Genomic DNA, 25,638 nt, shown 5'->3' on the forward strand with positions numbered 1-25,638 from the left:
CCTGGATGGCACAGAATGACGGGGTGCCCGAAGGGTTTACCGAGAACTTTGCGACAGCGCTGGCCGGTTACGGCGATTCTCCCTGCATCGAGTACGACGGCCGCTGGTACACCGGTCACGAGGTGGCGGCCTACGGCGCCGACCTGGCGGCTGCCCTCCGCGGCGCGGACGTGGACGCCGACGCACCCGCCGGTCTGGTCGTCCGGAACCGCCTCCACCATGCGGCGGCGATAGTGGGGTTGCTCGCGGCCGGCCGCACGCTGGTCATGATCTATTCGTTCCAGTCCCCGGAAGCCATCGCTCGCGACATCGAACGGCTCAACCTGCCTGCCGTCATCGCCGACCCCGAAGACTGGACGGCGCCCGTCGTCGCCGCCGCGACGCGCACAGGCTGCGCAGGTATCTCCCTGTCTCTCGCCGAACCTGCGGTCGCATCGGTGCGCGGGTTGGAGCGCCGAGACCGTACGCGCTCCCACGCGCCGGCCGAGCCCGGCGTGGCTTTGAAGATCTTGACGAGCGGAACGACGGGACCGCCCAAAAGGCAGGCAATCCCGATCCATGTGCTGGAACGTACGGTCTTCAGCGTCACCGCGGGGGAACGTGCGGCCGATGATGCGCCACCGGAATTCGCCTACTGGCAGTTCGGGGGTATCGGCGTCTGTCAGCTGATCGCGGGGATCTACAACGGCCGCCGGGTGGCGATGCTGGAGCGGTTCACGGTCGACGGCTGGGTGGATGCCGTCAAGAGACATCGAGTCACGCGGGCCGGCGTCCAGCCTGCGGTGATCCGGATGCTTCTCGACGCAGATGTGGCCGCCGCGGACCTCGCCTCGCTGGAATTCCTGATCAGCGCGTCTGGTCCGCTGGACCCCGAAACTCGTGACGAGTTCGAGCAGCGATACGGCATTCCCATCCGGCTTGCCTATGGCGCAACGGAATTCGCGGGGTCGCTGTGCGCCTGGACGCCGGAGATGCTGCGCGACTTCGGCCAGGCCAAGCGTGACAGCGTGGGACGTGCGCTTCCCGATACCGAGTTGCGGGTCGTCGACCCCGAGACCGGCGGCGAGGTCCCTGCCGGTCAGCGCGGCGTGCTGGAGGCCAAGGTCGCGCCGATCGGCCCCGAGTGGATCCGTACCACCGACATTGCGAGTATCGACGACGACGGGTTCGTCATGCTGCACGGGCGCGCCGACGGCGCCATCAACCGCGGAGGCTTCAAGGTGCTCCCCGAGACGGTCCGGCGCGTACTGATGGGGCATCCGAGCGTCCGGGACGCCTGCGTGGTCGGCGTCCGCGACGAACGGCTCGGACAGGTGCCGTTCGCGGCGATCGAGACCAGGCCCGGTGCGCCGACCCCGTCCGAGGACGAACTCAAAGATCTTGTCCGTCAGCAGCTTCCGGTGTACAACGTACCGGTCGCCGTGACCGCCGTCGACGCGCTGCCGCGCAACCCCGCGTTGAAGGTGAGCCTGCCCGCGGTGGCGGCGTTGTATGCCGGCGGTCAGGCCTAGAAGGCGCCGAGGTCCGCTGACAGCCAGTGCGCCGTCTCGACGAACACCGCAACGGATTCTCCGTGCTCGCGCCGGGCCATGTCGAGGTAGCCGTCGACCGTCTGCGGCGGCAGGTAGCGACGCGCCATCTCCACCAGCTGTTCATCGGTGCCGGGTTCGATACGCAGGACCGGGCCGTCCACGGCGACGTACCGCACGCTGGGCTCGACACGCTCGACCATGAGGGAGACGAAGCCGCTCGCCTCGATCAACTGGTGCTTGCGGGAACCCTTGCCGGTGGTGAACCACAGCGGGCCCCCGGGGGTGTACTGGTACCAGATCGGCACGGTGAGCGGGCCGCGCTCGGGACCGTGAGAAATGGACAACGCGCCGACGTGGGGCTCGGCCAGAAACTGTTCGCGATCTTCTCTGGAGAGTGCCATGGGGTCACGGTACCGACCCCCGGTGACAACGCAGCTTCCCGTTTCGCGGACCCTCGGCTCGACATAGAGTCGGGTGCATGCGCTTCGGACTCTTCATCCCGCAAGGCTGGCGACTCGACCTGGTCGGTATCGAACCTCGTGACCACTGGCGGGTGATGAGCGAGCTCGCGACGTATGTGGACCACGGCGACGTCTGGGATTCGTTGTGGGTCTACGACCACTTCCACACCGTCCCCGTGCCCACGGGGGAGGCGACGCACGAGGCGTGGTCGCTGATGGCGGCCTACGCCGCGACGACGTCGCGGATCAAGCTGGGCCAGATGTGCACCGCCATGAGTTACCGGAACCCGGCCTACCTCGCGAAGGTCGCTGCGACCGCCGACGTCATCTCGGGCGGACGCATCCAGATGGGTATCGGCGGCGGGTGGTACGAACACGAGTGGCGCGCTTACGGATACGGATTTCCGTCGGCGGGCGTGCGGCTGGCCCGACTGGACGAAGGTGTCCAGATCATGCGCGGTGCGTGGCGAGACGGCGTGGTGACCTTCGACGGCAAGCACTACCAGACCGACGGGGCGATCGTCGCTCCGCGGCCGCTGCAGGAGGGCGGCATACCGCTGTGGATCGCGGGTGGCGGCGAGAAGGTCACGTTGCGGATCGCCGCGCAGTACGCCCAGTACACGAACTTCACGTCGGAGCCCGAAGGATTCGAACACAAGTCGCAGGTGCTGGCCGGCCACTGCCGCGATGTCGGCACCGACTTCGAGGCGATCGTGCGGTCGGCGAACATCAACGCCGTCGTCGGAACCTCCGACGCCGACGTGAAAGACCGGCTGGGAAGGGTGCGCTCGCGCATCGCCGAATTCAGCGGGGAGTCCGCGGCCGACGCGATGCTCAACGCGATGAACACGCCGCAAGCGGGAAGCGGCACACCGGAACAACTCGTCGAAGCGCTGGGGAAGCTGCGCGACCTCGGCTGCGAGTACGTGATCTGCTATTTCCCCGAGGCGGCCTACGACCGCTCCGGAATCGAGCTGTTCGAACGTGAGGTCATTCCGGCCTTTACGTGAATCGGTTGCGGCTCAACCCTTGTGACTGAGAACGTTGACGACGTTGCCCTGCGCGTCAGCGAAGAAGAACCGACGGACACCCCACTCTTCGTCGCTGAGCGGGTGCACGATAGTCAACCCTGCGGCCACGGCAGCGCCGTACGCGGCATCGACGTCGTCGACTTCAACCGACAGCGACGGGTTGACCCTCGCGGTCGCGTCTCGTGTCATCAGGCTCACCTGATGTCGGTGGTCGGCATCGGCGAGTGTGGCGATCCATCCGTGGTTCATCACCACCTCCAGGCCGAGCACCGATCGATAGTGGGGCAGGGCCGCCTCGATGTCGTCGACGGACACGATGGGCACGACGCGTCGGACACTCATGCCACTACCCTACGAGCCGGGTCGGACGACACTTTTGGCAAATACTGACGTCTCAGCAGGATAATTCGACGTGGCTACTGTGGCGCCGCGGTGTCCGATCGGCGGAGAGCGCAGAGCCCCGGCATGGTGGGTGCCCTGCCGTCGCATAAATACGACGTGGATGTTCTGTGCGAGCAACCCCAGGTACCACACCGCGCCGCGCCGCGCCGCGCTCCCGCGCAGTGATCCGGCCTCGCGGCAACGCGGAGGGGGGGACGGACGGACCAGGGTCTCAACCACGAGCGGGGTGCGGACGGCCGACGGCACCGCGCTGGCTGAGTTTAATTTTCTCGTGTGAAAATTTGCTGATAATGCGTTTGTCGCATCTTGAGCTCGAAATATATCCCACTGACCGGACCAGGCTGATTGCTGCACGTTTGCATCTGCAAAAAATCTCTCGGATTTCGTTATCAGAGTCACGTTATTGGCTTACGCTCATTCTTGCTGGACGCACGCTGGACATTGAGGCGTGCGTCCAGCAAACCAAGGTTCGTTCCAGATGGACGTGGTTTCGGGCTGTGAGATCGCCGCCTGCAGGCGCCGACGCTGCGGACGATTCTTCCCGATGCCTCTGGGTCACGCTCCTGGTGCGCTACGCGGGGAACAATTGAACAACCGGGGGGTGCAGACACAGCAACGGAGGAAGACTATGTGTGCAGCCCCGGCCCGTCACCGTGCCGAGCGCTCGGGACAGACCCGCGCCGCCCGGGACTACTGGTCTGCCGGCGACCTTGTGGACACCACCGGCGAACGTCGGGCGCCCAAGCACACACGTCGATCGTCGAGACTGACCCTGCACATCGGGCGGGTCGGTGCCTTGGCAGTGTCTCTCGGGGTAGGTCTTGCGGTCGCGAACTCCTCTGCCGTCGCCTACGCCGACACTGACTCTGAGGCCTCGGTGTCGGATTCCCGGGCCGACGAGCAGAACGCTCCTGACTCAACGACACCCCCTCCCTCCGGCAGCGACGAGGATTCGCCCGCTGCCGAGTCAGACGAGCCGACAGCCGACGACACCGTTGCCGACGACGACGAACTGGATCCAGGATCGGAACCCGACGATTCCGACGACGACACCACCGAGACATCGCCCGACGACGCGGACGTTCCGTCCGAGGACATCTCCGACAAGGAACCGCAGCAGCCGCCCGGCCCTGAAGACGACCCGGCCGAGCCGGTGGTCACTCAGCCTCGAACCGACGAGGATGGGCCCGCCGAAGACCAGCTGATCGATGACCTCAGCGAATCAACCGACCACACGGTTACGGGGAACGGCGAGGACGACGAGAACGGCGAGGCGGAGCACGCCCCCGGCGTCGCGAACGTCGACATCGGCAGCTCCTCGACCCCGGCGCCTGAGGTGTCCGTCGGTGACGCGGGTGCGGCGAAGACGGTGAGCTTCGTTTCAGCCCTGGTGTCGTCGGTGGTCTCACCGTTCGCCGACCCCGAAGCCCCCGCTCCTGTTCCGTGGTTCGACGCGCTCCTCGCCTGGGTCCGGAGGCAGATCACCCACACCTTCGCGAACAAGACCCCGGTGTACGGCCCCATCACCATCGAACAGATTCTGACCGGGCAGCTGTTCATCGATCTCAACGCCACCGACCCCAATGGTGATCCGTTGACCTACGACATCATTCAGCCGACGCACGGTCTTGTCGTCAGGGATCCGATCACCGGGAGATTCGTCTACACCCCGACCGCGATCGTGGCGGGCGATCCACTGACCGACAGCTTCCAGATCGTGATCCGGGACGACTCCGAGCACCTCACCGGGGCGCTGGGGTCAATCCAGAAGCTGTTCCACGGGATTGCGCGGCTGTTCGGACTCGCAGAAAAAGACAACGTCACCGTCACGGTCCCGGTCACCGTCACGCCGGTGGTGCAACTGCCACCGGGCGTGGTCACCGTCGGGTTGCCCATCTTCACGCTGGGCGGCGCACCGGTCAAGATCCTCACCTCGGCGACGATCACCGACCTCGACTCCGACCGGATCTCCAAGGCCGTCATCAAGATTGCGACGTCCAGCCAGGATGGCGACGTCTTGCAGTACACACCGCCACAAGGCAGTCCGATCACGGTTACGTGGGATGCGCTGTCCAAAACCCTGACACTGTCGGGACTTGCGACGCCCGACGAATACGAGCAGGCCCTGCTCGCGATCTCTTTCACCGCGACGAAGGGTGGACTACCGCGGGGACTGACCATCTCGGTGACAGATGACGACGGTGTGCAGAGTTTGGTGCCGGGTGCGGCGATTGTGAGTGTGATCGGGTTGCCGCCGGCGATCGTGACGATCGGGGCGCCGCTATTCAAGCTGGGTGGTTCGCCGGTGAAGGTGGTGTCGTCGGTAACGATCACCGATGTGGATTCGGAGAAGTTGTCTTCGGCGACGTTGACGATCGGTGCGCTCAGTTTCAAGGCCGGTGATGTGCTGGCTTACAGCATGATTGACGGTAATCCCATCCAGGGTGTGTGGGATGCGGCGACGCGGACATTGACGCTGAGCGGACTCGCCTCGGTTGAGCAGTATGAGCAGGCCATCAAGGCGGTGACGTTCTCGACCACCGAGGGTGGGTTGTCGCGGGGTGTGTCGATCTCGGTGACCGATGACGCTCAGGTGCAGAGTTTGGTGCCGGGTGCAGCGATTGTGAGTGTGATCGGGTTGCCGCCGGCGATCGTGACGATCGGGGCGCCGCTGTTCAAGCTGGGTGGTTCGCCGGTGAAGGTGGTGTCGTCGGTGACGATCACCGATGTCGATTCGGAGAAGTTGTCTTCGGCGACGTTGACGATCGGTGCGCTCGGTTTCAAGGCCGGTGATGTGCTGGCTTACAGCATGATTGACGGTAATCCCATCCAGGGTGTGTGGGATGCGGCGACGCGGACATTGACGCTGAGCGGACTCGCCTCGGTTGAGCAGTATGAGCAGGCCATCAAGGCGGTGACGTTCTCGACCACCGAGGGTGGGTTGTCGCGGGGTGTGTCGATCTCGGTGACCGATGACGCCCAGGTGCAGGCTCTGGTGCCGGGTGCGGCGATTGTGAGTGTGATCGGGTTGCCGCCGGCGATCGTGACGATCGGGGCGCCGACGTACACCATCGGGACTGCCCCGGTGAAGTTGCTGTCATCGGTGAGCATCAGCGATCTCGATTCGGACAGAATGTCCAAAGCGACGGTGACCATCACCACTTTCGGACAGGCGGGGGATCTGCTCGCCTATATCGCCCCGCCGGGAAACCCGGTCTCTGCATCCTGGGACGGCGCCATCCGAACCCTGACGCTGTTCGGATCGGCGACCACAGAACAGTACGAAGAGGCATTGCAAGCCGTCACGTTCTCGGCGACCGGGGGTGCGCTACTCGTTCGCGGCATATCGGTACGCATCATCGACGACACGGGTGTCGAGAGCCTTCTTCCCGGGGCCGCCACCGCCGGCGTGCGCTACTCGCTGCCCCCCTCGGTCATCACGCTCGGAACCCCTACCCACACCATCGGAACGGTGCCCGTCAAACTTCTGTCGTCGGTCACCATTACCGACGCCGATTCGGATGGCTTCTCGTCTGCGCGGGTGAGCATCGAAGCGTTCGGACAGGCAGGCGATGTCCTTGGCTACGTGCGGCCGATCGGTAGTCCGATCACCGCGAGTTGGGACGCCGGCACGAAGACACTGACGCTTGTCGGCGCCGGGACGAAAGCCGAGTACGAGGAGGCGCTCAAGGCGGTCACGTTCTCGGCGACCGGCGGGGTGCTGCTCGTCCGCGGCATTGCGATTTCGGTGTCCGATGACACGGGCGTCAGCAGCTCCGGCTTGCTCAACGGTGCGGCCACCGCCAACGTGCGAAATCCGCTTCCGCCCCTGGTCGTCACCGCTGGGTGGCCTTCTCACACACGAAACGGCGCGGCGACGACGGCACTGGGCTCGGCATCCATCACCGATGCCGATTCGGACTACATGACCGGGGCTACCGTCAGGGTGACCAACGGGGCCGGCGGGGATCTGTTGAGTTTCTCGCCGATCGTCGGTATCCCGCTCACCGCGAACTACAGCGCCGCGACGTACACACTCACCTTCACAGGAAACGCGACCAGAGCGCAGTACGTCGCTGCCCTGGAAGCCGTGAAATTCTCGGCCACCTCGAACGGATTCGGTGCTGTGCGCAATCTGACGTGGACCGTCACCGACGATGCCGGCCAGACCGGCTCAGGGGCATCGCTACTCAGCGTCCTGTGGTGACCAGCAAGCACCGCTCAGGTCGAAGGTAGACCGACGGTGTGGGCGGAGGGCATACCACCCAGCGGGGGGCTCGGCAAAGCGCGGCGCCGATCATCGCGATGGGTCTGTGCAGAGCGTGGGCAGCCACCGTGGGCGGGCGGCGATCATCGGCGTGAAGTCCGCCCTGGGGGTACACGTCGCACAGGCGCACGGCACGGCGACGCCGCTTCGGGAGAGCAATCCCTGAAGCCATCCCTGCCATAGGAGCCCACGGCGGCGTGCGGGCCGCTGAAGACAGGGTAGGTGACCCTGTGTCGTCCTCGCAGCCGAAATGCGCAAACTTCACCGTGGTTGCATTCGCTTCGTGACGTGTCCAGTTTTGATGCCCTAACATTTGCGGATGCGCTATAGATCCGGTATTTGACCAGGCTAACAAGGTTCTTGACTCGACAACCACTGTAGCCAAATTGTTGCGCACGAAAGAATCTGGGCAAATATTAGCGTGGACGTCACGGAATGCTTTAGGCTCCTGCGTAGCTGGAACGAGACGCCGGAAACGTCGATCCTTTCAGCAAACCAGTAAATGGTGCAGGAATGGGTCGGGGGAGCGGCGATGACCGCTGCTCGATGACGCGCGTCTCTGTCAGCGCGAAGCTTCTCCGATTTGCACTTCTGCACGTAAAGCGGGCGCGTGCGAACCACACATGATCCGGGGGGATTGCAGGTGCAGCAAACGGAGGAACAGTATGTGCGCAACCCCCACCCGTCATCGTGCCTGCGCCAAGGACGACGCATGCGTTGACGCCGGAATCTGGGCCGCCCGCGACCTGGTCGACCGGACCGGTTCCTCCAAGTCGGCGAAGCACGCGCGCAAGCGATCGTCTGTTACTGGACTGCACATCGGTCGCGTCGGGGCTCTCGCGATATCGCTCGGGGTCGGGTTCGCTATGGCAAACGCCTCCGGCGTGGCCTATGCGGGTACCGAGTCGGAGACATCGTCATCCGCGGATTCCAACGACGCGGATGCGGCCGACGACCAGACCGGCGCTCCTGATGCACCGGATGCCGAGTCGGACGGAACCGACGTCGAAACTCCCGGGGACGAGCCGGATGAAGACGTCACGGTCGTCGACCCCTCCGAGACCGAGGGCGACGTCGACGGCGGCGACGACGCAGGCTCCGTCGGCGGAGGCGAGGACACGGGGGGCGGCGGCACCGCCCCCGAGGTCCCGGAAACAGACTCCGGTGAGGAACTCCCGACCACCCCGTCCGAGGTGACCGGGTCGGACACCGGCACTCCGACTGACCCGGCGCCGGATTCCGGTGCCACTACCGAACCGGTAGACGAGCAGACGACCACCGATCTCGATGACGCCGGCGATCCGGCAGATGTCGACATCATCTCCGAGCCGACGGACACCGTCGGGGTTACCGACATCGACCCCGTCGCTGCCGAGCAGAGTGACACCGTCGTCCCGACCGCCTCGGCTCAGCCCGAGGCGTCGGAGAACGTCGGAACCGTGGACGTCCTGTCTGCGGTTGTCTCCAGTGTTCTCGCGCCGTTCACCGATCCGGCAACGCCCGCGCCGGCACCCTGGTTCGACGCCCTGCTGGCCTGGGTCCGGCGCCAGATCACGCACACCTTCTTCAACGAGAGCCCGGAATGGGGCCCGGTCACCGCGCAGCAGCTCCTCACGGGCCAGGTGGTCATCGACCTCAACGCCGTTGACCCGAATGGGGATCCGCTCACATTCAAGATCATCCAGCCGGCGCACGGTGTCGTCCTTCGGGATCCGATCACCGGCAACTTCGTATACACCCCGACATCGGTGGTCACCGGAGCGCCGCTCATCGACAGCTTCAAGGTCGTCATCAGCGACTCTTCCGAACACCTGAAGGGTCTCGTCGGCGTCGTCCAAGGAGTGTTCCACTTTCTCGCGCGCGCCATAGGACTGGCCGAGCGCGACGAGGTGACGCTGATGATCCCGGTCACCGTCAATCCCATCGTGCAGATGGCGCCCGTCTTGGTCGTGACCCCCGTAGGGACGGGCACCGCGGGCGACCCCATCAAGGTGAGCCCCGTCGTGGTGATCACTGACCTGGACTCGCAGAAGCTGACCTCTGCCACGGTCACCCTCAACGATCCCGGCCCCGGCCAGGTCCTCGGGTACGGTTCACTGCCGGCGGGGGTGACCGCTACCTACTCCAACGGCGTCCTGACCTTCACCGGCGCCGCGACAGTGGCGGCCTACAGGGATCTGCTGGCCTCGGTGACCCTAACCGCGCCTACCGCGGCGATCAAGACGGTGTCGTTCCAGGTCGTGGACGATCAGAACAAACCCAGTCTGCCGGCCGTCGCGGTGATCACCGTGCTCGGATTACCGGTCGAGGTCCCCCCTCTGGTGATCGTCTCGCCGGCGGCGGTCGGTGTCGTGGGCGCCCCGGTGAAGATCAGTCCGATCGTGGTGATCACCGATCTGGATTCTGACGAAATCAGTTCAGCGACAGTGTCGGTGGATGGTTTCGGCGAGGGCGATGCGTGGGCCTACGGGCCGGTGCCGCCGGGGATTCTGGTGACGACCGGTGCGGGTTCGCTGACGTTCACCGGGTCGGCGTCGGTCGCCGCTTACGAGCAGCTGCTGCAGTCCGTGACGTTGACCTCGGCGGCGGTCGGACTCAAATCGGTGTCTTTCACGGTGGTCGATTCCGAGGGTAACCAGAACATCGTGCCGGCGGCCACGGTGATCACAGTTCTCGGGTTGCCGGTGGAACTGCCTCCGCTGGTGATCGTTTCGCCCGTGGCGGCCGGTGGTGTGGGCGCCCCGGTGACGATCAGTCCCGTCGTGGTGATCACCGATCTGGACTCCGACGAGATCGGTTCGGCGACTGTCACTGTCAAGGACGCTACTGACGGGGATGTTCTCGGGTGGGGGTCTCTGCCGGACGGGTTCGAGGTGTCCGTCGGTGCGGGGTCGGTGACGTTCACCGGTGCGGCGTCGGCGGCGGTGTATCGGCAGATCCTGCAATCGGTGACGTTGACGTCGACCAGCGCTGGGCTGAAGTCGGTCACCTTCACAGTGACTGACGCTGAAGGTAATGCGAACACCGTTCCTGCGGGCACGGTGATCACGGTCCTCGGGTTGCCGGTGCAGGTGCCTCCGCTGGTGATCGTTTCGCCCGTGGCGGCCGGTGGTGTGGGCGCCCCGGTGACGATCAGTCCGATTGTGGTGATCACCGATCTGGACTCCGACGAGATCGGTTCGGCGACGGTCACTGTCAAGGACGCTACTGACGGGGATGTTCTCGGGTGGGGGTCTCTGCCGGACGGGTTCGAGGTGTCCGTCGGTGCGGGGTCGGTGACGTTCACCGGTGCGGCGTCGGCGGCGGTGTATCGGCAGATCCTGCAATCGGTGACGTTGACGTCGACCAGCGCTGGGCTGAAGTCGGTCACCTTCACAGTGACTGACGCTGAGGGTAACGAGAACGCAGTGCCGGCGGGGACTCTGGTGACCGTCGTAGGCGTGCCGAATGCCGACCTCGCTCCGGTCGTCGTGGTTTCTCCAGTGGCGGCCGGCCTGCCCGGCCAGCCGATCACGGTCAGCCCGGTGGTGGTGATCACCGACCTGGATTCCGGCGAGATCCGTTCTGCCACCGTCACGGTCAATGGCGCGGCCGCGGGTGACGAGATCGGGTACGGCGACCTACCGGCCGGTTTCGAAGTAACGACGGGCGCCGGCACCGTGACGTTCACAGGGAACGCGACGGCCGCGGTGTACCAGCAGCTGCTCCAATCGGTCACGCTGACCTCGACGACAGCTGGGTTCAAGTCGGTCAGCTTCTCTGTCACCGATGCTGAGGGCAACAAGAACACGCTGCCTGCCGTGACGCTCGTGACGGTCGTGGGTGCGGCCGTTGAGGTGCCCCCGCTGGTGATCGTGACTCCGGCTTCTTTGGGCGGGGCGGGGCAGCCGGTCACGATCAGTCCGATCGTGGTGATCACCGACCTGGACTCTGACATCGGTTCGGCCACCGTCACGGTCAAAGATGCGGCAGCCGGAGATGTTCTCAATTGGGGTGATCTGCCGGACGGGTTCGAGGTGTCCACGGGCACCGGGTCGGTCACCTTTACCGGTGCGGCGTCGGCGGCCGTCTATCAGCAGATCTTGCAGTCGGTCACTTTGACGTCCAGCACGGCGGGTTTGAAGTCTGTCAGTTTCGTCGTCACCGATGTCGACGGTAATGCGAATGCCGTGCCTGCCGGGACCGTCGTCACGGTGATGGGCGCGACTGTTGAGGTGCCGCCTTCGGTGATCGTTTCGCCGGCGGCGCTGGGTGCGGCCGGGCAGCCGGTCACGATCAGTCCGATCGTGGTAGTCACGGATCTGGATTCTGAGATCGGTTCGGCCACAGTCACCGTGGAGGACACTGCTGCCGGGGATGTTCTCGGGTGGGGTGAGCTGCCGGATGGGTTCGAGGTGTCGACGGGCACTGGGTCGGTGACGTTCACCGGTGCGGCGTCGGCGGCGGTGTATCAGCAGATCTTGCAGTCGGTCACTTTGACGTCCAGCACGGCGGGGCTGAAGTCGGTGTCGTTCACTGTGGTTGACGTTGACGGTAATGCGAATGCGGTGCCGGCGGGCACGGTCGTCACGGTGGTGGGCGCGACTGTTGAGGTTCCGCCGTTGGTGATTGTTTCGCCGGCGGCGCTGGGTGGTGCGGGTCAGCCGGTCACGATCAGTCCGATTGTGGTGATCACTGACCTGGACTCCGAGATCGGATCGGCGACGGTCACTGTCAAAGACGCTGGTGCCGGGGATGTCTTGACCTGGGGTGAGCTGCCGGACGGGTTCGAGGTGTCTACGGGCACTGGGTCGGTGACGTTCACCGGCGCGGCCACGGCGGCGGTGTATCAGCAGATCTTGCAGTCAGTCACTTTGACGTCCAGCACGGCGGGCCTGAAGTCTGTTTCCTTCACGGTCACCGATGTCGACGGCAACGCGAACGCCGTCCCGGCAGGAACCGTCGTCACGGTCGTCGGCGCGACTGTCGCGGTGCCCCCGCTGGTGATCGTCTCCCCGGCGGCGCTGGGTGCGGCCGGTCAGCCGGTCACGATCAGTCCGATCGTGGTGATCACCGACCTGGATTCTGACATCGGTTCGGCCACCGTCACTGTCAAAGATGTGGCTGCCGGAGATGTTCTCAATTGGGGTGAGCTGCCGGACGGGTTCGAGGTGTCTACCGGCGCGGGGTCGGTCACCTTTACCGGTGCGGCGTCCGCTGCCGTCTATCAGCAGATCCTGCAGTCGATCACGCTGACGTCCAGCACGGCGGGGTTGAAGTCGGTGTCGTTCACGGTCACCGATGTCGATGGCAACGCGAACGCAGTGCCGGCGGGCACGGTCGTCACGGTGGTGGGCACCACTGTTGAGGTGCCGCCGCTGGTGATCGTCTCGCCAGCTGCGCTGGGTGCGGCCGGGCAGCCGGTCGCCATCAGCCCGATCGTCGTGATCACCGACCTGGACTCTGACATCGGTTCAGCCACAGTGACGGTCAAGGACGCCGCCGCGGGCGATGTCTTGAACTGGGGTGAGCTGCCGGGCGGCTTCGAGGTGTCTACCGGCGCGGGCTCGGTGACCTTTACCGGTGCGGCGTCTGCGGCGGTGTATCAACAGATCCTGCAATCAGTCACGTTGACCTCGACCAGCGCGGGATTGAAGTCTGTCAGCTTCGTCGTCACCGACGTCGACGGCAACGCGAACGCCGTGCCGGCAGGAACCGTCGTCACGGTCGTCGGCGGCGTCGCGCAGGTCCCGCCCCTGGTCATTGTTTCCCCGGCGGCGCTGGGTGGGGCGGGGCAGCCGGTCACGATCAGTCCGATTGTGGTGATCACGGATCTGGACTCTGAGATCGGTTCGGCGACAGTCACAGTGAAAGATGCGGCCGTCGGGGATGTCCTGAACTGGGGTGAGCTGCCGGACGGCTTCGAGGTCTCCACGGGCGCGGGCTCGGTCACCTTCACCGGCGCCGCCTCGGCCGCCGTCTACCAGCAGATCCTGCAGTCAGTCACACTGACGTCGACCAGCGCGGGTCTGAAGTCCGTTTCCTTCGTCGTCACCGATGTCGACGGCAACGCGAATGCTGTGCCGGCGGGCACTGTCGTCACGGTCGTCGGCGCCGTCGCGCAGGTTCCGCCGCTGGTGATCGTCTCGCCGGCGGCGCTGGGTGGGGCGGGGCAGCCGGTCACGGTCAGTCCGATCGTGGTGGTCACCGACCTGGACTCCGAGATCGGTTCGGCCACAGTCACCGTCAGAGACCCGGCTGCCGGGGATGTTCTCAATTGGGGTGAGCTGCCGGACGGGTTCGAGGTGTCCACGGGCACCGGGTCGGTGACTTTTACTGGCGCGGCGTCGGCGGCCGTTTACCAGCAGATCCTGCAGTCAGTCACCCTCACCTCCAGCACGGCGGGGTTGAAGTCGGTGTCGTTCACGGTCACCGATGTTGACGGCAACACCAATGCGGTGCCCGCCAGCACGGTCGTCACCGTGGTGGGCACCACTGTTGAGGTGCCCCCGCTGGTGATCGTTTCGCCCGCGGCGCTGGGTGGGGCGGGTCAGCCGGTCACGATCAGTCCGATTGTCGTGGTCACCGACCTGGACTCTGAGATCGGTTCAGCCACCGTCACCGTCAAAGACCCGGCTGCCGGAGATGTTCTCAATTGGGGTGAGCTGCCGGACGGGTTCGAGGTGTCTACGGGCACTGGGTCGGTGACGTTCACCGGTGCGGCGTCGGCAGCGGTGTATCAGCAGATCCTGCAGTCGGTCACGTTGACGTCCAGCACGGCGGGGTTGAAGTCTGTCAGTTTCGTCGTCACCGATGTCGACGGCAACGCCAATGCTGTGCCGGCCGGGACCGTCGTCACCGTGGTGGGCACCACTGTTGAGGTGCCCCCGCTGGTGATCGTGACTCCGGCCTCATTGGGCGGTGCGGGGCAGCCGGTCACGATCAGTCCGATCGTCGTGATCACCGACGTGGACTCTGACATCGGTTCAGCCACAGTGACCGTCAAGGATGCTTCTGCCGGGGATGTCCTCGGATGGGGTGAGCTGCCGGACGGCTTCGAGGTATCTACCGGCGCAGGGTCGATCACCTTCACCGGCGCGGCGTCGGCGGCCGTCTATCAGCAGATCTTGCAGTCGGTCACGCTGACCTCCAGCACGGCGGGATTGAAGTCGGTGTCGTTCACGGTCACCGATGTCGATGGCAACGCAAACGCGGTGCCAGCAGGAACCGTCGTCACGGTCGTGGGCGCGACGGTAGAGGTTCCGCCGTTGGTGATCGTTTCGCCGGCGGCGCTGGGTGGTGCGGGTCAGCCGGTCACGATCAGTCCGATTGTGGTGATCACCGACCTGGATTCTGAGATCGGTTCAGCCACAGTGACCGTCAAGGATGCTTCTGCCGGGGATGTCCTCGGATGGGGTGATTTGCCGGACGGCTTCGAGGTGTCTACCGGCGCGGGATCAGTCACCTTCACCGGCCCGGCGTCGGCGGCCGTTTACCAGCAGATCCTGCAGTCAGTCACCCTGACCTCTAGCACGGCGGGGTTGAAGTCGGTGTCGTTCACGGTCACCGATGTTGACGGTAATGCGAACGCCGTCCCGGCGGGCACGGTCGTCACGGTCGTCGGCGCGACGGTAGAGGTGCCGCCGCTGGTGATCGTCTCGCCCGCGGCGCTGGGTGGGGCCGGTCAGCCGGTCACGATCAGCCCGATTGTCGTGGTCACCGACCTGGATTCTGAGATCGGTTCAGCCACCGTCACCGTCAAAGACCCGGCTGCCGGAGATGTTCTCAATTGGGGTGATTTGCCGGACGGGTTCGAGGTGTCTACCGGCGCGGGCTCGGTGACGTTCACTGGCGCGGCCACGGCGGCGGTGTATCAGCAGATCTTGCAGTCAGTGACCCTGACCTCCAGCACGGCGGGGTTGAAGTCGGTGTCGTTCACGGTCACCGATGTTGACGGTAATGCGAACGCAGTGCCGGCGGGCACGGTCGTCACGGTCGTCGGCGCCACTGTTGAGGTGCCGCCGCTGGTGATCGTCTCGCCAGCTGCGCTGGGTGCGGCCGGGCAGCCGGTCGCCATCAGCCCGATCGTCGTGATCACCGACCTGGACTCTGACATCGGTTCAGCCACAGTGACGGTCAAGGACGCCGCCGCGGGCGATGTCTTGAACTGGGGTGAGCTGCCGGACGGCTTCGAGGTGTCTACGAGCGCAGGCTCGGTGACCTTTACCGGTGCGGCCACGGCGGCGGTGTATCAGCAGATCTTGCAGTCGGTGACCCTGACCTCTAGCACGGCGGGGTTGAAGTCGGTGTCGTTCACGGTCACCGATGTTGACGGCAACGCGAACGCCGTGCCGGCAGGGACCGTCGTCACGGTCGTCGGCGCCGTTGTGCAGGTTCCGCCGCTGGTCATTGTTTCGCCGGCGGCGCTGGGTGGGGCGGGGCAGCCGGTCACGATCAGTCCGATTGTGGTGATCACTGACCTGGACTCTGAGATCGGTTCGGCGACAGTCACAGTGAAAGACCCGGCTGCCGGGGATGTCTTGAACTGGGGTGAGCTGCCGGACGGCTTCGAGGTGTCCACAGGCCCTGGGTCGGTCACCTTTACTGGCGCCGCGTCGGCGGCGGTGTATCAGCAGATCTTGCAGTCAGTCACACTGACTTCGAGCTCGTCGGGGTTGAAGTCGGTGTCGTTCATGGTCACCGATGTCGACGGTAATGCGAACGCGGTGCCGGCGGGAACCGTGGTCACGGTGGTGGGTGCGGCCGTTGAGGTGCCGCCCTTGATCATTGTTTCCCCGGCGGCGCTCGGTGCGGCGGGGCAGCCGGTCACGATCAGTCCGATTGTCGTGGTCACCGACCTGGATTCTGACATCGGCTCGGCCACCGTCACGGTCAAAGACGCGGCATCCGGAGATGTTCTCAATTGGGGTGAGCTGCCGGACGGGTTCGAGGTGTCTACCGGCGTGGGCTCGGTGACCTTTACCGGTGCGGCGTCGGCTGCGGTGTATCAGCAGATCCTGCAGTCGGTCACTCTGACGTCCAGCACGGCGGGGTTGAAGTCTGTCAGTTTCGTCGTCACCGATGTCGACGGCAACGCGAACGCTGTGCCGGCAGGCACCGTCGTCACCGTTGTCGGCGCCGTTGTGCAGGTTCCGCCACTGGTGATCGTTTCGCCCGCGGCGCTCGGTGGGACCGGGCAACCGGTCACGATCAGTCCGATCGTGGTGATCACCGACCTGGATTCGGATTCACTGCAGTCGGCGACGGTCACGGTCAAAGATGCTGCCGCCGGGGATGTCCTCGGATGGGGTGAGCTGCCGGACGGCTTCGAGGTGTCTACGAGCGCAGGCTCGGTGACCTTTACCGGTGCGGCCACGGCGGCGGTGTATCAGCAGATCTTGCAGTCGGTGACCCTCACCTCCAGCACGGCGGGGTTGAAGTCGGTGTCGTTCACGGTCACCGATGTTGACGGCAACGCGAACGCAGTGCCGGCAGGGACCGTCGTCACGGTCGTCGGCGCCGTCGCGCAGGTCCCGCCCCTGGTCATTGTTTCCCCGGCTGCGTTGGGTGCGGCGGGGCAGTCCATCACCATCAGTCCGATCGTGGTGATCACCGACCTGGACTCCGAGATCGGTTCGGCCACAGTCACAGTGAAAGACCCGGCTGCCGGGGATGTCCTGAACTGGGGCGAGCTGCCGGACGGCTTCGACGTGTCTGTCGGCACAGGATCAGTCACCTTCACCGGCGCGGCGTCCGCTGCCGTCTATCAGCAGATCTTGCAGTCGGTCACGTTGACGTCGACCAGCGCGGGATTGAAGTCTGTCAGTTTCGTCGTCACCGACGTCGACGGCAATGCGAATGCAGTGCCTGCCGGCACGGTCGTCACCGTAGGGGGCGCAACTGTCGCGGTGCCCCCGCTGGTGATCGTTTCCCCGGTTGCGCTCGGCGCGGCCGGGCAGCCGATCGCGATCAGTCCAGTTGTGGTGATCACCGACCTCGATTCCGATGCTCTGGACTCAGCGACGGTAACGATCGACGATCCCGCCATCGGTGATGTGTTGAGTTGGGGTGGTCTGCCTGACGGTGTCACCACCGTCGGGTTTGATTCCCGCACCGGGTCGGTGACGTTCACTGGTGCGGCATCTGCTGCCGTCTACCAGCAGATTCTGCAGTCGGTCACGTTGACCTCGACGGGTGCGGGCTTGAAGTCTGTTTCCTTCACTGTGATTGATGCCGACGGCAATGAGAACGTGGTGTCTGCGAGCACGGTGGTGACTGTCGCCGGCGTACCCGTTGAGGTGCCGCCGTTGGTGGTCGTCTCGCCCGCGGCTGTGGGTGCGGCGGGACAGCCGGTCACGATCAGTCCGATTGTGGTGATCACTGACCTGGATTCTGAGATCGGTTCAGCCACAGTCACAGTGAAAGATGCGGCTGTCGGGGATGTCCTGAACTGGGGTGAGCTGCCGGACGGGTTCGAGGTGTCCACCGGCGCGGGCTCGGTGACCTTTACCGGTGCGGCGTCGGCTGCGGTGTATCAGCAGATCCTGCAGTCGGTCACTCTGACGTCCAGCACGGCGGGGTTGAAGTCTGTCAGTTTCGTCGTCACCGATGTCGACGGCAACGCGAACGCTGTGCCGGCCGGCACCGTCGTCACGGTCGTCGGCGCCGTCGCGCAGGTCCCGCCCCTGGTGATTGCTTCCCCGGCTGCGCTGGGTGGGGCGGGGCAGCCGGTCACGATCAGTCCGATCGTGGTGATCACCGACCTGGACTCCGAGATCGGTTCGGCCACAGTCACAGTGAAGGATGCGGCCGCCGGGGATGTCTTGAACTGGGGTGAGCTGCCGGACGGCTTCGAGGTGTCCACCGGCACCGGGTCGGTCACGTTCACCGGTGCGGCCTCGGCGGCGGTGTATCAACAGATCTTGCAGTCAGTCACACTGACCTCCAGCACGGCGGGGTTGAAGTCGGTGTCGTTCACGGTCACCGATGTTGACGGCAACGCGAACGCAGTGCCTGCCGGCACTGTCGTCACCATTGTCGGAGCCGTTGTGCAGGTTCCGCCGCTGGTGATCGTTTCGCCGGCTGCGCTGGGTGGTGCGGGGCAGCCGGTCACGGTCAGTCCGGTTGTCGTGGTCACCGACCTGGACTCCGAGATCGGATCGGCCACAGTCACCGTGAAGGACGCTGCTGCCGGAGATGTTCTCAATTGGGGTGAGCTGCCGGACGGGTTCGAGGTGTCCACAGGCACTGGGTCGGTGACCTTTACTGGCGCGGCGTCCGCGGCGGTGTATCAGCAGATCCTGCAGTCGGTCACCCTCACCTCCAGCACGGCGGGGCTGAAGTCCGTTTCCTTCGTCGTCACCGACGTCGACGGTATTGCGAATGCAGTGCCGGCGGGCACCGTGGTCACGGTGGTGGGCGCGGCCGTCGAGGTGCCGCCGTTGGTGATTGTGTCGCCCGCGGCGGTGGGTGGGGCCGGTCAGCCGATCGCGATCAGTCCGATCGTGGTGATCACCGACCTCGATTCCGATGCTCTGGACTCAGCGACGGTAACGATCGACGATCCCGCCATCGGTGATGTGTTGAGTTGGGGTGGTCTGCCTGACGGTGTCACCACCGTCGGGTTTGATTCCGGCACAGGGTCGGTCACCTTTACTGGTGCGGCGTCGGCTGCGGTGTATCAGCAGATTCTGCAGTCGGTCACGTTGACCTCGACGGGTGCGGGCTTGAAGTCTGTTTCCTTCACTGTGATTGATGCCGACGGCAACGAGAACGTGGTGTCTGCGAGCACGGTGGTGACTGTCGCCGGCGTACCCGTTGAGGTGCCGCCGTTGGTGGTCGTCTCGCCCGCGGCTGTGGGTGGGGCCGGCCAGCCGGTCACGATCAGTCCGATCGTGGTGATCACCGACCTGGACTCGGATTCATTGCAGTCGGCCACGGTCACGGTCAACGACCCGGCTGCCGGGGATGTGCTGAACTGGGGGTCGCTGCCGACCGGGTTCGAGGTGTCCACAGGCGCAGGGTCGGTGACCTTCACGGGTGCGGCCTCGGCTGCGGTGTATCAGCAGATTCTGCAGTCGGTCACTTTGACGTCCAGCACGTCGGGGCTGAAGTCTGTCAGTTTCGTCGTCACTGATGTCGACGGTAATGCGAATGCGGTGCCGGCGGGCACCGTGGTCACGGTGGTGGGCGCGGCCGTTGAGGTGCCGCCGCTGGTGATTGTTTCCCCGGCGGCGCTGGGTGCGGCGGGTCAGCCGATCACAATCAGTCCGATCGTGGTGATCACCGACCTGGATTCGGATTCACTGCAGTCGGCGACGGTCACGGCCGACGATCCGGCTGCCGGGGATGTTCTGAACTGGGGGTCGCTGCCGACCGGGTTCGGGGTGTCCACAGGCGCAGGGTCGGTGACCTTCACGGGTGCGGCCTCGGCTGCGGTGTATCAGCAGATCCTGCAGTCAGTCACACTGACCTCGAGCTCGGCGGGGCTCAAGTCGGTGTCGTTCAAGGTGGTCGATGCCGACGGCAATGAGAACGTGGTGTCTGCAAGCACGGTGGTGACTGTCGCCGGCGTAGCCGTTGAGGTGCCGCCGTTGGTGGTCGTCTCGCCCGCGGCTGTGGGTGCGGCGGGTCAGCCGATCACGATCAGCCCGATCGTGGTGATCACCGACCTGGATTCGGATTCACTGCAGTCGGCGACGGTCACGGTCGACGATCCGGCTGCAGGGGATGTTCTGAACTGGGGGTCGCTGCCGACCGGGTTGGAGGTGTCCACGGGCGCAGGGTCGGTCACGTTCACGGGTGCGGCGTCTGCGGCGGTGTATCAGCAGATTCTGCAGTCGGTCACGTTGACCTCGACGGGTACGGGCTTGAAGTCGGTGTCATTCACTGTGATTGATGCCGACGGCAACGCAAGCACCATTCCGGCGGGCACCGTGGTCACGGTGGTGGGTGCGGCCGTTGAGGTGCCGCCCCTGGTGGTCGTCTCCCCGGCGGCGCTGGGCGCGGCGGGGCAGCCCATCACGATCAGTCCGATCGTGGTGATCACCGACCTGGATTCGGATTCACTGCAGTCGGCCACGGTCACGGTCAACGACCCGGCTGCCGGGGATGTTCTGAACTGGGGGTCGCTGCCGACCGGGTTCGAGGTGTCCACAGGCGCTGGGTCGGTGACCTTTACTGGTGCGGCATCTGCTGCCGTCTACCAGCAGATCCTGCAGTCAGTCACACTGACGTCCAGCTCGGCGGGGCTCAAGTCGGTGTCCTTCACGGTGGTCGATGCCGACGGCAACGAGAACGTGGTGTCTGCGAGCACGGTGGTGACTGTCGCCGGCGTACCCGTTGAGGTGCCGCCGTTGGTGATTGTGTCGCCCGCGGCGGTGGGTGGGGCCGGTCAGCCGATCGCGATCAGTCCGATTGTGGTGATCACCGACCTGGATTCGGATTCACTGCAGTCGGCGACGGTCACGGTCGACGATCCGGCTGCCGGGGATGTTCTGAACTGGGGGTCGCTGCCGACCGGGTTCGAGGTGTCCACAGGCGCAGGGTCGGTGACCTTCACGGGTGCGGCCTCGGCTGCGGTGTATCAGCAGATTCTGCAGTCGGTCACGCTGACCTCGACAGGTGCGGGCTTGAAGTCGGTGTCGTTCACGGTGGTCGATGCCGACGGCAACGAGAACGTGGTGTCTGCGAGCACGGTGGTGACTGTTGCCGGCGTAGCCATTGAGGTGTCGCCGTTGGTGGTCGTCTCGCCCGCGGCCGTGGGTGCGGCCGGCCAGCCGGTCACGATCAGTCCGGTTGTGGTGATCACGGATCTGGATTCTGCGGAGCTGCAGTCGGCGACGGTCACGGTCGACGATCCGGCTGCAGGGGATGTTCTGAACTGGGGGTCTTTGCCGACCGGGTTCGGGGTGTCTACGGGCGCCGGGTCGGTGACCTTCACGGGTGCGGCGTCGGCTGCGGTGTATCAGCAGATTCTGCAGTCGGTCACGTTGACCTCGACGGGTGCGGGCTTGAAGTCGGTGTCCTTCACGGTGGTCGATGCCGACGGCAATGAGAACGTGGTGTCTGCGAGCACGGTGGTGACTGTTGCCGGCGTAGCCATTGAGGTGCCGCCGTTGGTGGTCGTCTCGCCCGCGGCCGTGGGTGCGGCCGGCCAGCCGGTCACGATCAGTCCAGTTGTGGTGATCACCGATCTGGATTCTGCGGAGCTGCAGTCGGCGACGGTCACGGTCGACGACCCTGCCGCAGGGGATGTTCTGAACTGGGGGTCGTTGCCGGCCGGGTTCGGGGTGGCTACGGGCAACGGGTCGGTGACCTTCACGGGTGCGGCGTCGGCTGCGGTGTATCAGCAGATCCTGCAGTCGATCACGCTGACCTCCACGGGTGCGGGGTTGAAGTCTGTTTCGTTCACTGTGATTGATGCCGAGGGCAATGCAAGCAGTGTTCCGGCCGCCACGGTGGTCACGGTGGTGGGTGCGGCCGTTGCGGTTCCGCCGTTGGTGGTCGTTTCCCCGGCGGCGCTGGGTGCGGCGGGGCAGCCGGTCACGATCAGCCCGATCGTGGTGATCACGGATCTGGATTCTGCTGAGCTGCAGTCGGCGACGGTCACGATCGACGACCCGGCTGCCGGGGATGTTCTGAACTGGGGGTCGCTGCCGACCGGGTTCGGGGTGTCCACAGGCAACGGGTCGGTCACGTTCACTGGCGCGGCGTCGGCTGCGGTGTACCAGCAGATCCTGCAGTCGATCACGCTGACCTCCACGGGTGCGGGGTTGAAGTCTGTTTCGTTCACTGTGATTGATGCCGAGGGCAACGCAAGCACTGTGCCGGCCGCCACCGTGGTCACGGTGATGGGTGCGGCCGTTGCGGTTCCGCCCCTGGTAGTCGTCTCGCCCGCGGCCGTGGGCGCGGCGGGTCAGCCGATCACGATCAGCCCGATCGTGGTGATCACCGGCTTGGATTCGGATTCGCTGCAGTCGGCGACGGTCACGGTCGACGATCCTGCTGTCGGGGATGTGCTGAACTGGGGGTCGCTGCCGACCGGGTTCGGGGTGTCCACAGGCAGCGGGTCGGTCACCTTTACTGGCGCGGCGTCGGCTGCCGTCTACCAGCAGATCCTGCAGTCAGTCACACTGACGTCCAGCTCGGCGGGGCTCAAGTCAGTGTCCTTCACTGTGATTGATGCCGAGGGCAACGCAAGCACCGTTCCGGCCGCCACCGTGGTGACGGTGGTGGGTGTTCCGGGGGTGCAGATCGCTCCGGTGGTGGTGGTGGCTGCGGCTGCGGCGGGGACCACCGGTGAGTCGGTGACGGTCTCCCCGATTGTGGTGATCACTGATCTGGATTCTGAGGAGATCCAGTCGGCCACGGTGACGGTGTCCAATCCGGGTGCCGGAGATGTATTGGGTTGGGGGACAGTGCCGACTGGTTTCCAGGTCACCACTGGCACCGGCACGGTCACGTTCACCGGGGTCGGATCGGTGGCGGTGTATCAGCAGCTGCTGGAGTCGGTGACGTTGACGTCGACCAGTCCTGGGTTGAAGACCGTCTCGTTCACCGTCACTGATGATCAAGGCAAGACCAGTGTGGTTCCGGCCGCCACCGTGGTGACGGTGGTGGGTGTTCCGGGGGTGCAGATCGCTCCGGTGGTGGTGGTGGCTGCGGCTGCGGCGGGGACCACCGGTGAGTCGGTGACGGTCTCCCCGATTATGGTGATCACTGATCTGGATTCTGAAGAGATCCAGTCGGCCACGGTGACGGTGTCCAATCCGGGTGCCGGAGATGTATTGGGCTGGGGGACAGTGCCGACCGGTTTCCAGGTCACCACTGGCACCGGCACGGTCACGTTCACCGGGGTCGGATCGGTGGCGGTGTATCAGCAGCTGCTGGAGTCGGTGACGTTGACGTCGACCAGTCCTGGGTTGAAGACCGTCTCGTTCACCGTCACTGATGATCAAGGCAAGGCCAGTGTGGTTCCGGCCGCCACCGTGGTCACCGTCATCGGGTTGTCTGCTGTCGCACCGATCGTCTTGACGTCGGTCGTCAGCGTGTCCTACACCGCCGGAGCGGGAGCTACCCCGGTCGATGCCGGAATCATTGTGCTCGACGGAGATTCGGCGATGATGTCGGGAGCCACCGTGACAATCACCGACCCTGTCGCAGGCGACGCTCTGACATGGGGCACTCTGCCGACCGGTGTGTCAGCGGAGTACAACGCAGGAGTACTCACCTTTGACGGTGATGCGACCGTCAGCCAGTACCAGCAGCTTCTACGAACGGTCGCGTTCTCGACGAACTCGACGGCTCTGTCGTCGATCAGGATGATTTCGTTCACCGTCACCGATGCCCAGCTCAATAGCAGCGCCTCAGGATCGGTAGCGGTCACAGTGGTGTCCGTACCCGTCCTCGCGACCCCGGTCGTCGTGACCACGGTGGCAAATGTGTCCTACACGGCCGGCGCTACGGCAACAACCGTCGATCCGAATCTCACCCTCCTCGACGCTGATTCGTCGCAGATCTCCAAAGCTGTGGTATCGGTTGTCGGCGGTGCAACAGCCGGCGAGATCCTGGGCTTCACACCGCAATCGGGTATCAGCGGCAATTACAGCGGGGGCGTCCTGACGTTCGAAGGTACCGCTTCACTGAGCGCCTACCAGCAGATCTTGCGCTCGGTGACGTTCACCACGAGTAGCGGTGCCCTTGCCACCATCAAGAGCATCTCGTTCGTGGTGACCGACGTCGACGGAAAGGTCAGCGCACCGGGCCTCGTCGCGGTGACCGTGGTGTCAGCTCCTCTCAATGTCGCTCCGCTGGTGATCACCTCGGGTGTCAATCTCACGTACACGGCGGGAACGAGCGCGGTGGCGGTCGACTCAAACCTGGGTCTGCTCGATCTCGACTCGAGCACGATTAAAGGGGCGACTGTCAAGATCACGGGCAACTTCAGTGCCGGCGACACGCTAACCTACTCTGCGCAGCAGGGGATTACAGGTACATATGACGGGACCTCCGGAACGCTGACGTTCACGGGTGATGCCTCGGTGGCCGACTACCAACAGCTGCTCAGGTCGGTCAAGATCGCGACCAGCTCAACGGCGCCGGCAACATTCAAGACGGTGTCGTTCACCGTCACCGATCAGCAGAATTCGTCGAGTCTGCCGGGCTCGGTCACCGTGACCGTGCTGGCTGCGCCGGTGAACCTCGCACCCCTCGTCACTACGGTGCTCGGCCCGATCTATACGGCGGGAAACACTGCAGTACAGGTGAACCCGTTGCTCACTGTCCTGGATCTCGATTCGTCGACGATGCAGGGAGCATCAGTGGCGATCACGGGCAACTTCGTATCGGGCGACGTTCTCGGTTTCACTCCTGTGAGCGGCATCGTCGGAAACTACAACAGCGCCACGGGAGTCCTGACCTTCACCGGGACCGCCGCCACCGCGACCTATCAGCAGCTGTTGCAATCGGTGACGTTTGCCTCTGGAGCGTCTGGTTCTACCGATGTGAAGACTGTCACCTTCACCGTGACCGATGCTCTGGGCGCGACGAGCCCGAACGCCACCGCGCTGGTGACGCAGACCGCCAACTCGGCGCCGGTACTCACGGCCCCGCTCGGCGGTGGTGTGCTCCTACTCGGCGCACAAGTGGTCAGCCCGACCGCGGTGATCCTGGATGACTCCTCGTATTTGAACCAGGCTGTCGTCACGATCACGAATGTGCAGAGTGTCGACAATCTGACATTCACACCCGTGGGGAACATCACCGGCAACTATGTCAACGGGGTGTTGACGCTGTCCGGCGAGGGAACGGTGGCGCAGTATCAGGAAGCCATCCGCTCCGTCAGATTCTCCAAGACGGGCCTCAATCTGCTCAGCACCCGCACCGTCACCATGGTGGTGCGCGACTTCCAGGGGGTTTCCAGCAACACCACGACAGGGTTGTTGACGCTCGTGTTGTAACGGGTC

Annotated in this window: 6 protein-coding genes; 4 read left to right on the forward strand and 2 right to left on the reverse strand. The window is 65.0% G+C overall.

Going from position 1 to position 25,638, the window contains the following annotated elements:
- Positions 1-5: 5 nt before the first annotated feature.
- Positions 6-1,511 carry a class I adenylate-forming enzyme family protein gene (locus FHR72_RS11240; protein WP_183468047.1) on the forward strand — a complete coding sequence of 502 codons (1,506 nt, stop codon included), beginning with the start codon at positions 6-8 and terminating at the stop codon, positions 1,509-1,511.
- On the opposite strand, the gene FHR72_RS11245 is transcribed toward FHR72_RS11240, so the two are convergent.
- Positions 1,508-1,933: a pyridoxamine 5'-phosphate oxidase family protein gene (locus FHR72_RS11245; RefSeq protein ID WP_183468048.1), complete on the reverse strand. Its 426-nt coding sequence runs from the start codon at positions 1,931-1,933 to the stop codon at positions 1,508-1,510. The genes FHR72_RS11240 and FHR72_RS11245 overlap by 4 nt on opposite strands.
- Before the next feature lie 77 nt (positions 1,934-2,010).
- Between FHR72_RS11245 and FHR72_RS11250 the strand changes: the two genes are divergently transcribed.
- Positions 2,011-3,003 carry an LLM class F420-dependent oxidoreductase gene (locus tag FHR72_RS11250; RefSeq protein ID WP_183468049.1) on the forward strand — a complete coding sequence of 331 codons (993 nt, stop codon included), beginning with the start codon at positions 2,011-2,013 and terminating at the stop codon, positions 3,001-3,003.
- 12 nt (positions 3,004-3,015) lie between these two features.
- On the opposite strand, the gene FHR72_RS11255 is transcribed toward FHR72_RS11250, so the two are convergent.
- The gene (locus tag FHR72_RS11255) at positions 3,016-3,366 is read right to left on the reverse strand and encodes a VOC family protein (protein WP_183468050.1); all 351 of its coding nucleotides are present in this window, start codon (positions 3,364-3,366) and stop codon (positions 3,016-3,018) included.
- An 862-nt stretch (positions 3,367-4,228) separates the two neighbouring features.
- Between FHR72_RS11255 and FHR72_RS11260 the strand changes: the two genes are divergently transcribed.
- Positions 4,229-7,633, forward strand: a complete 3,405-nt coding sequence (locus FHR72_RS11260) for a hypothetical protein (RefSeq protein WP_183468051.1) — start codon at positions 4,229-4,231, stop codon at positions 7,631-7,633.
- 926 nt (positions 7,634-8,559) lie between these two features.
- Complete coding sequence (locus FHR72_RS11265; protein WP_183468052.1) at positions 8,560-25,632, forward strand: Ig-like domain-containing protein; 17,073 nt, start codon at positions 8,560-8,562, stop codon at positions 25,630-25,632.
- Positions 25,633-25,638 lie beyond the last annotated feature (6 nt).

Origin of the sequence: Mycolicibacterium iranicum (assembly GCF_014190915.1) — a bacterium.
Classification (GTDB): Bacteria; Actinomycetota; Actinomycetes; order Mycobacteriales; family Mycobacteriaceae; genus Mycobacterium; species Mycobacterium iranicum_B.

What these genes read in the sequence shown, in the direction of transcription:
- FHR72_RS11255 (WP_183468050.1), bottom strand. Translation starts at nt 3,366, where the DNA reads ATGAGTGTCCGACGCGTCGTGCCCATCGTGTCCGTCGACGACATCGAG.
- FHR72_RS11240 (WP_183468047.1), top strand. Translation starts at nt 6, where the DNA reads ATGGCACAGAATGACGGGGTGCCCGAAGGGTTTACCGAGAACTTTGCG.
- FHR72_RS11250 (WP_183468049.1), top strand. Translation starts at nt 2,011, where the DNA reads ATGCGCTTCGGACTCTTCATCCCGCAAGGCTGGCGACTCGACCTGGTC.
- FHR72_RS11245 (WP_183468048.1), bottom strand. Translation starts at nt 1,933, where the DNA reads ATGGCACTCTCCAGAGAAGATCGCGAACAGTTTCTGGCCGAGCCCCAC.
- FHR72_RS11265 (WP_183468052.1), top strand. Translation starts at nt 8,560, where the DNA reads ATGGCAAACGCCTCCGGCGTGGCCTATGCGGGTACCGAGTCGGAGACA.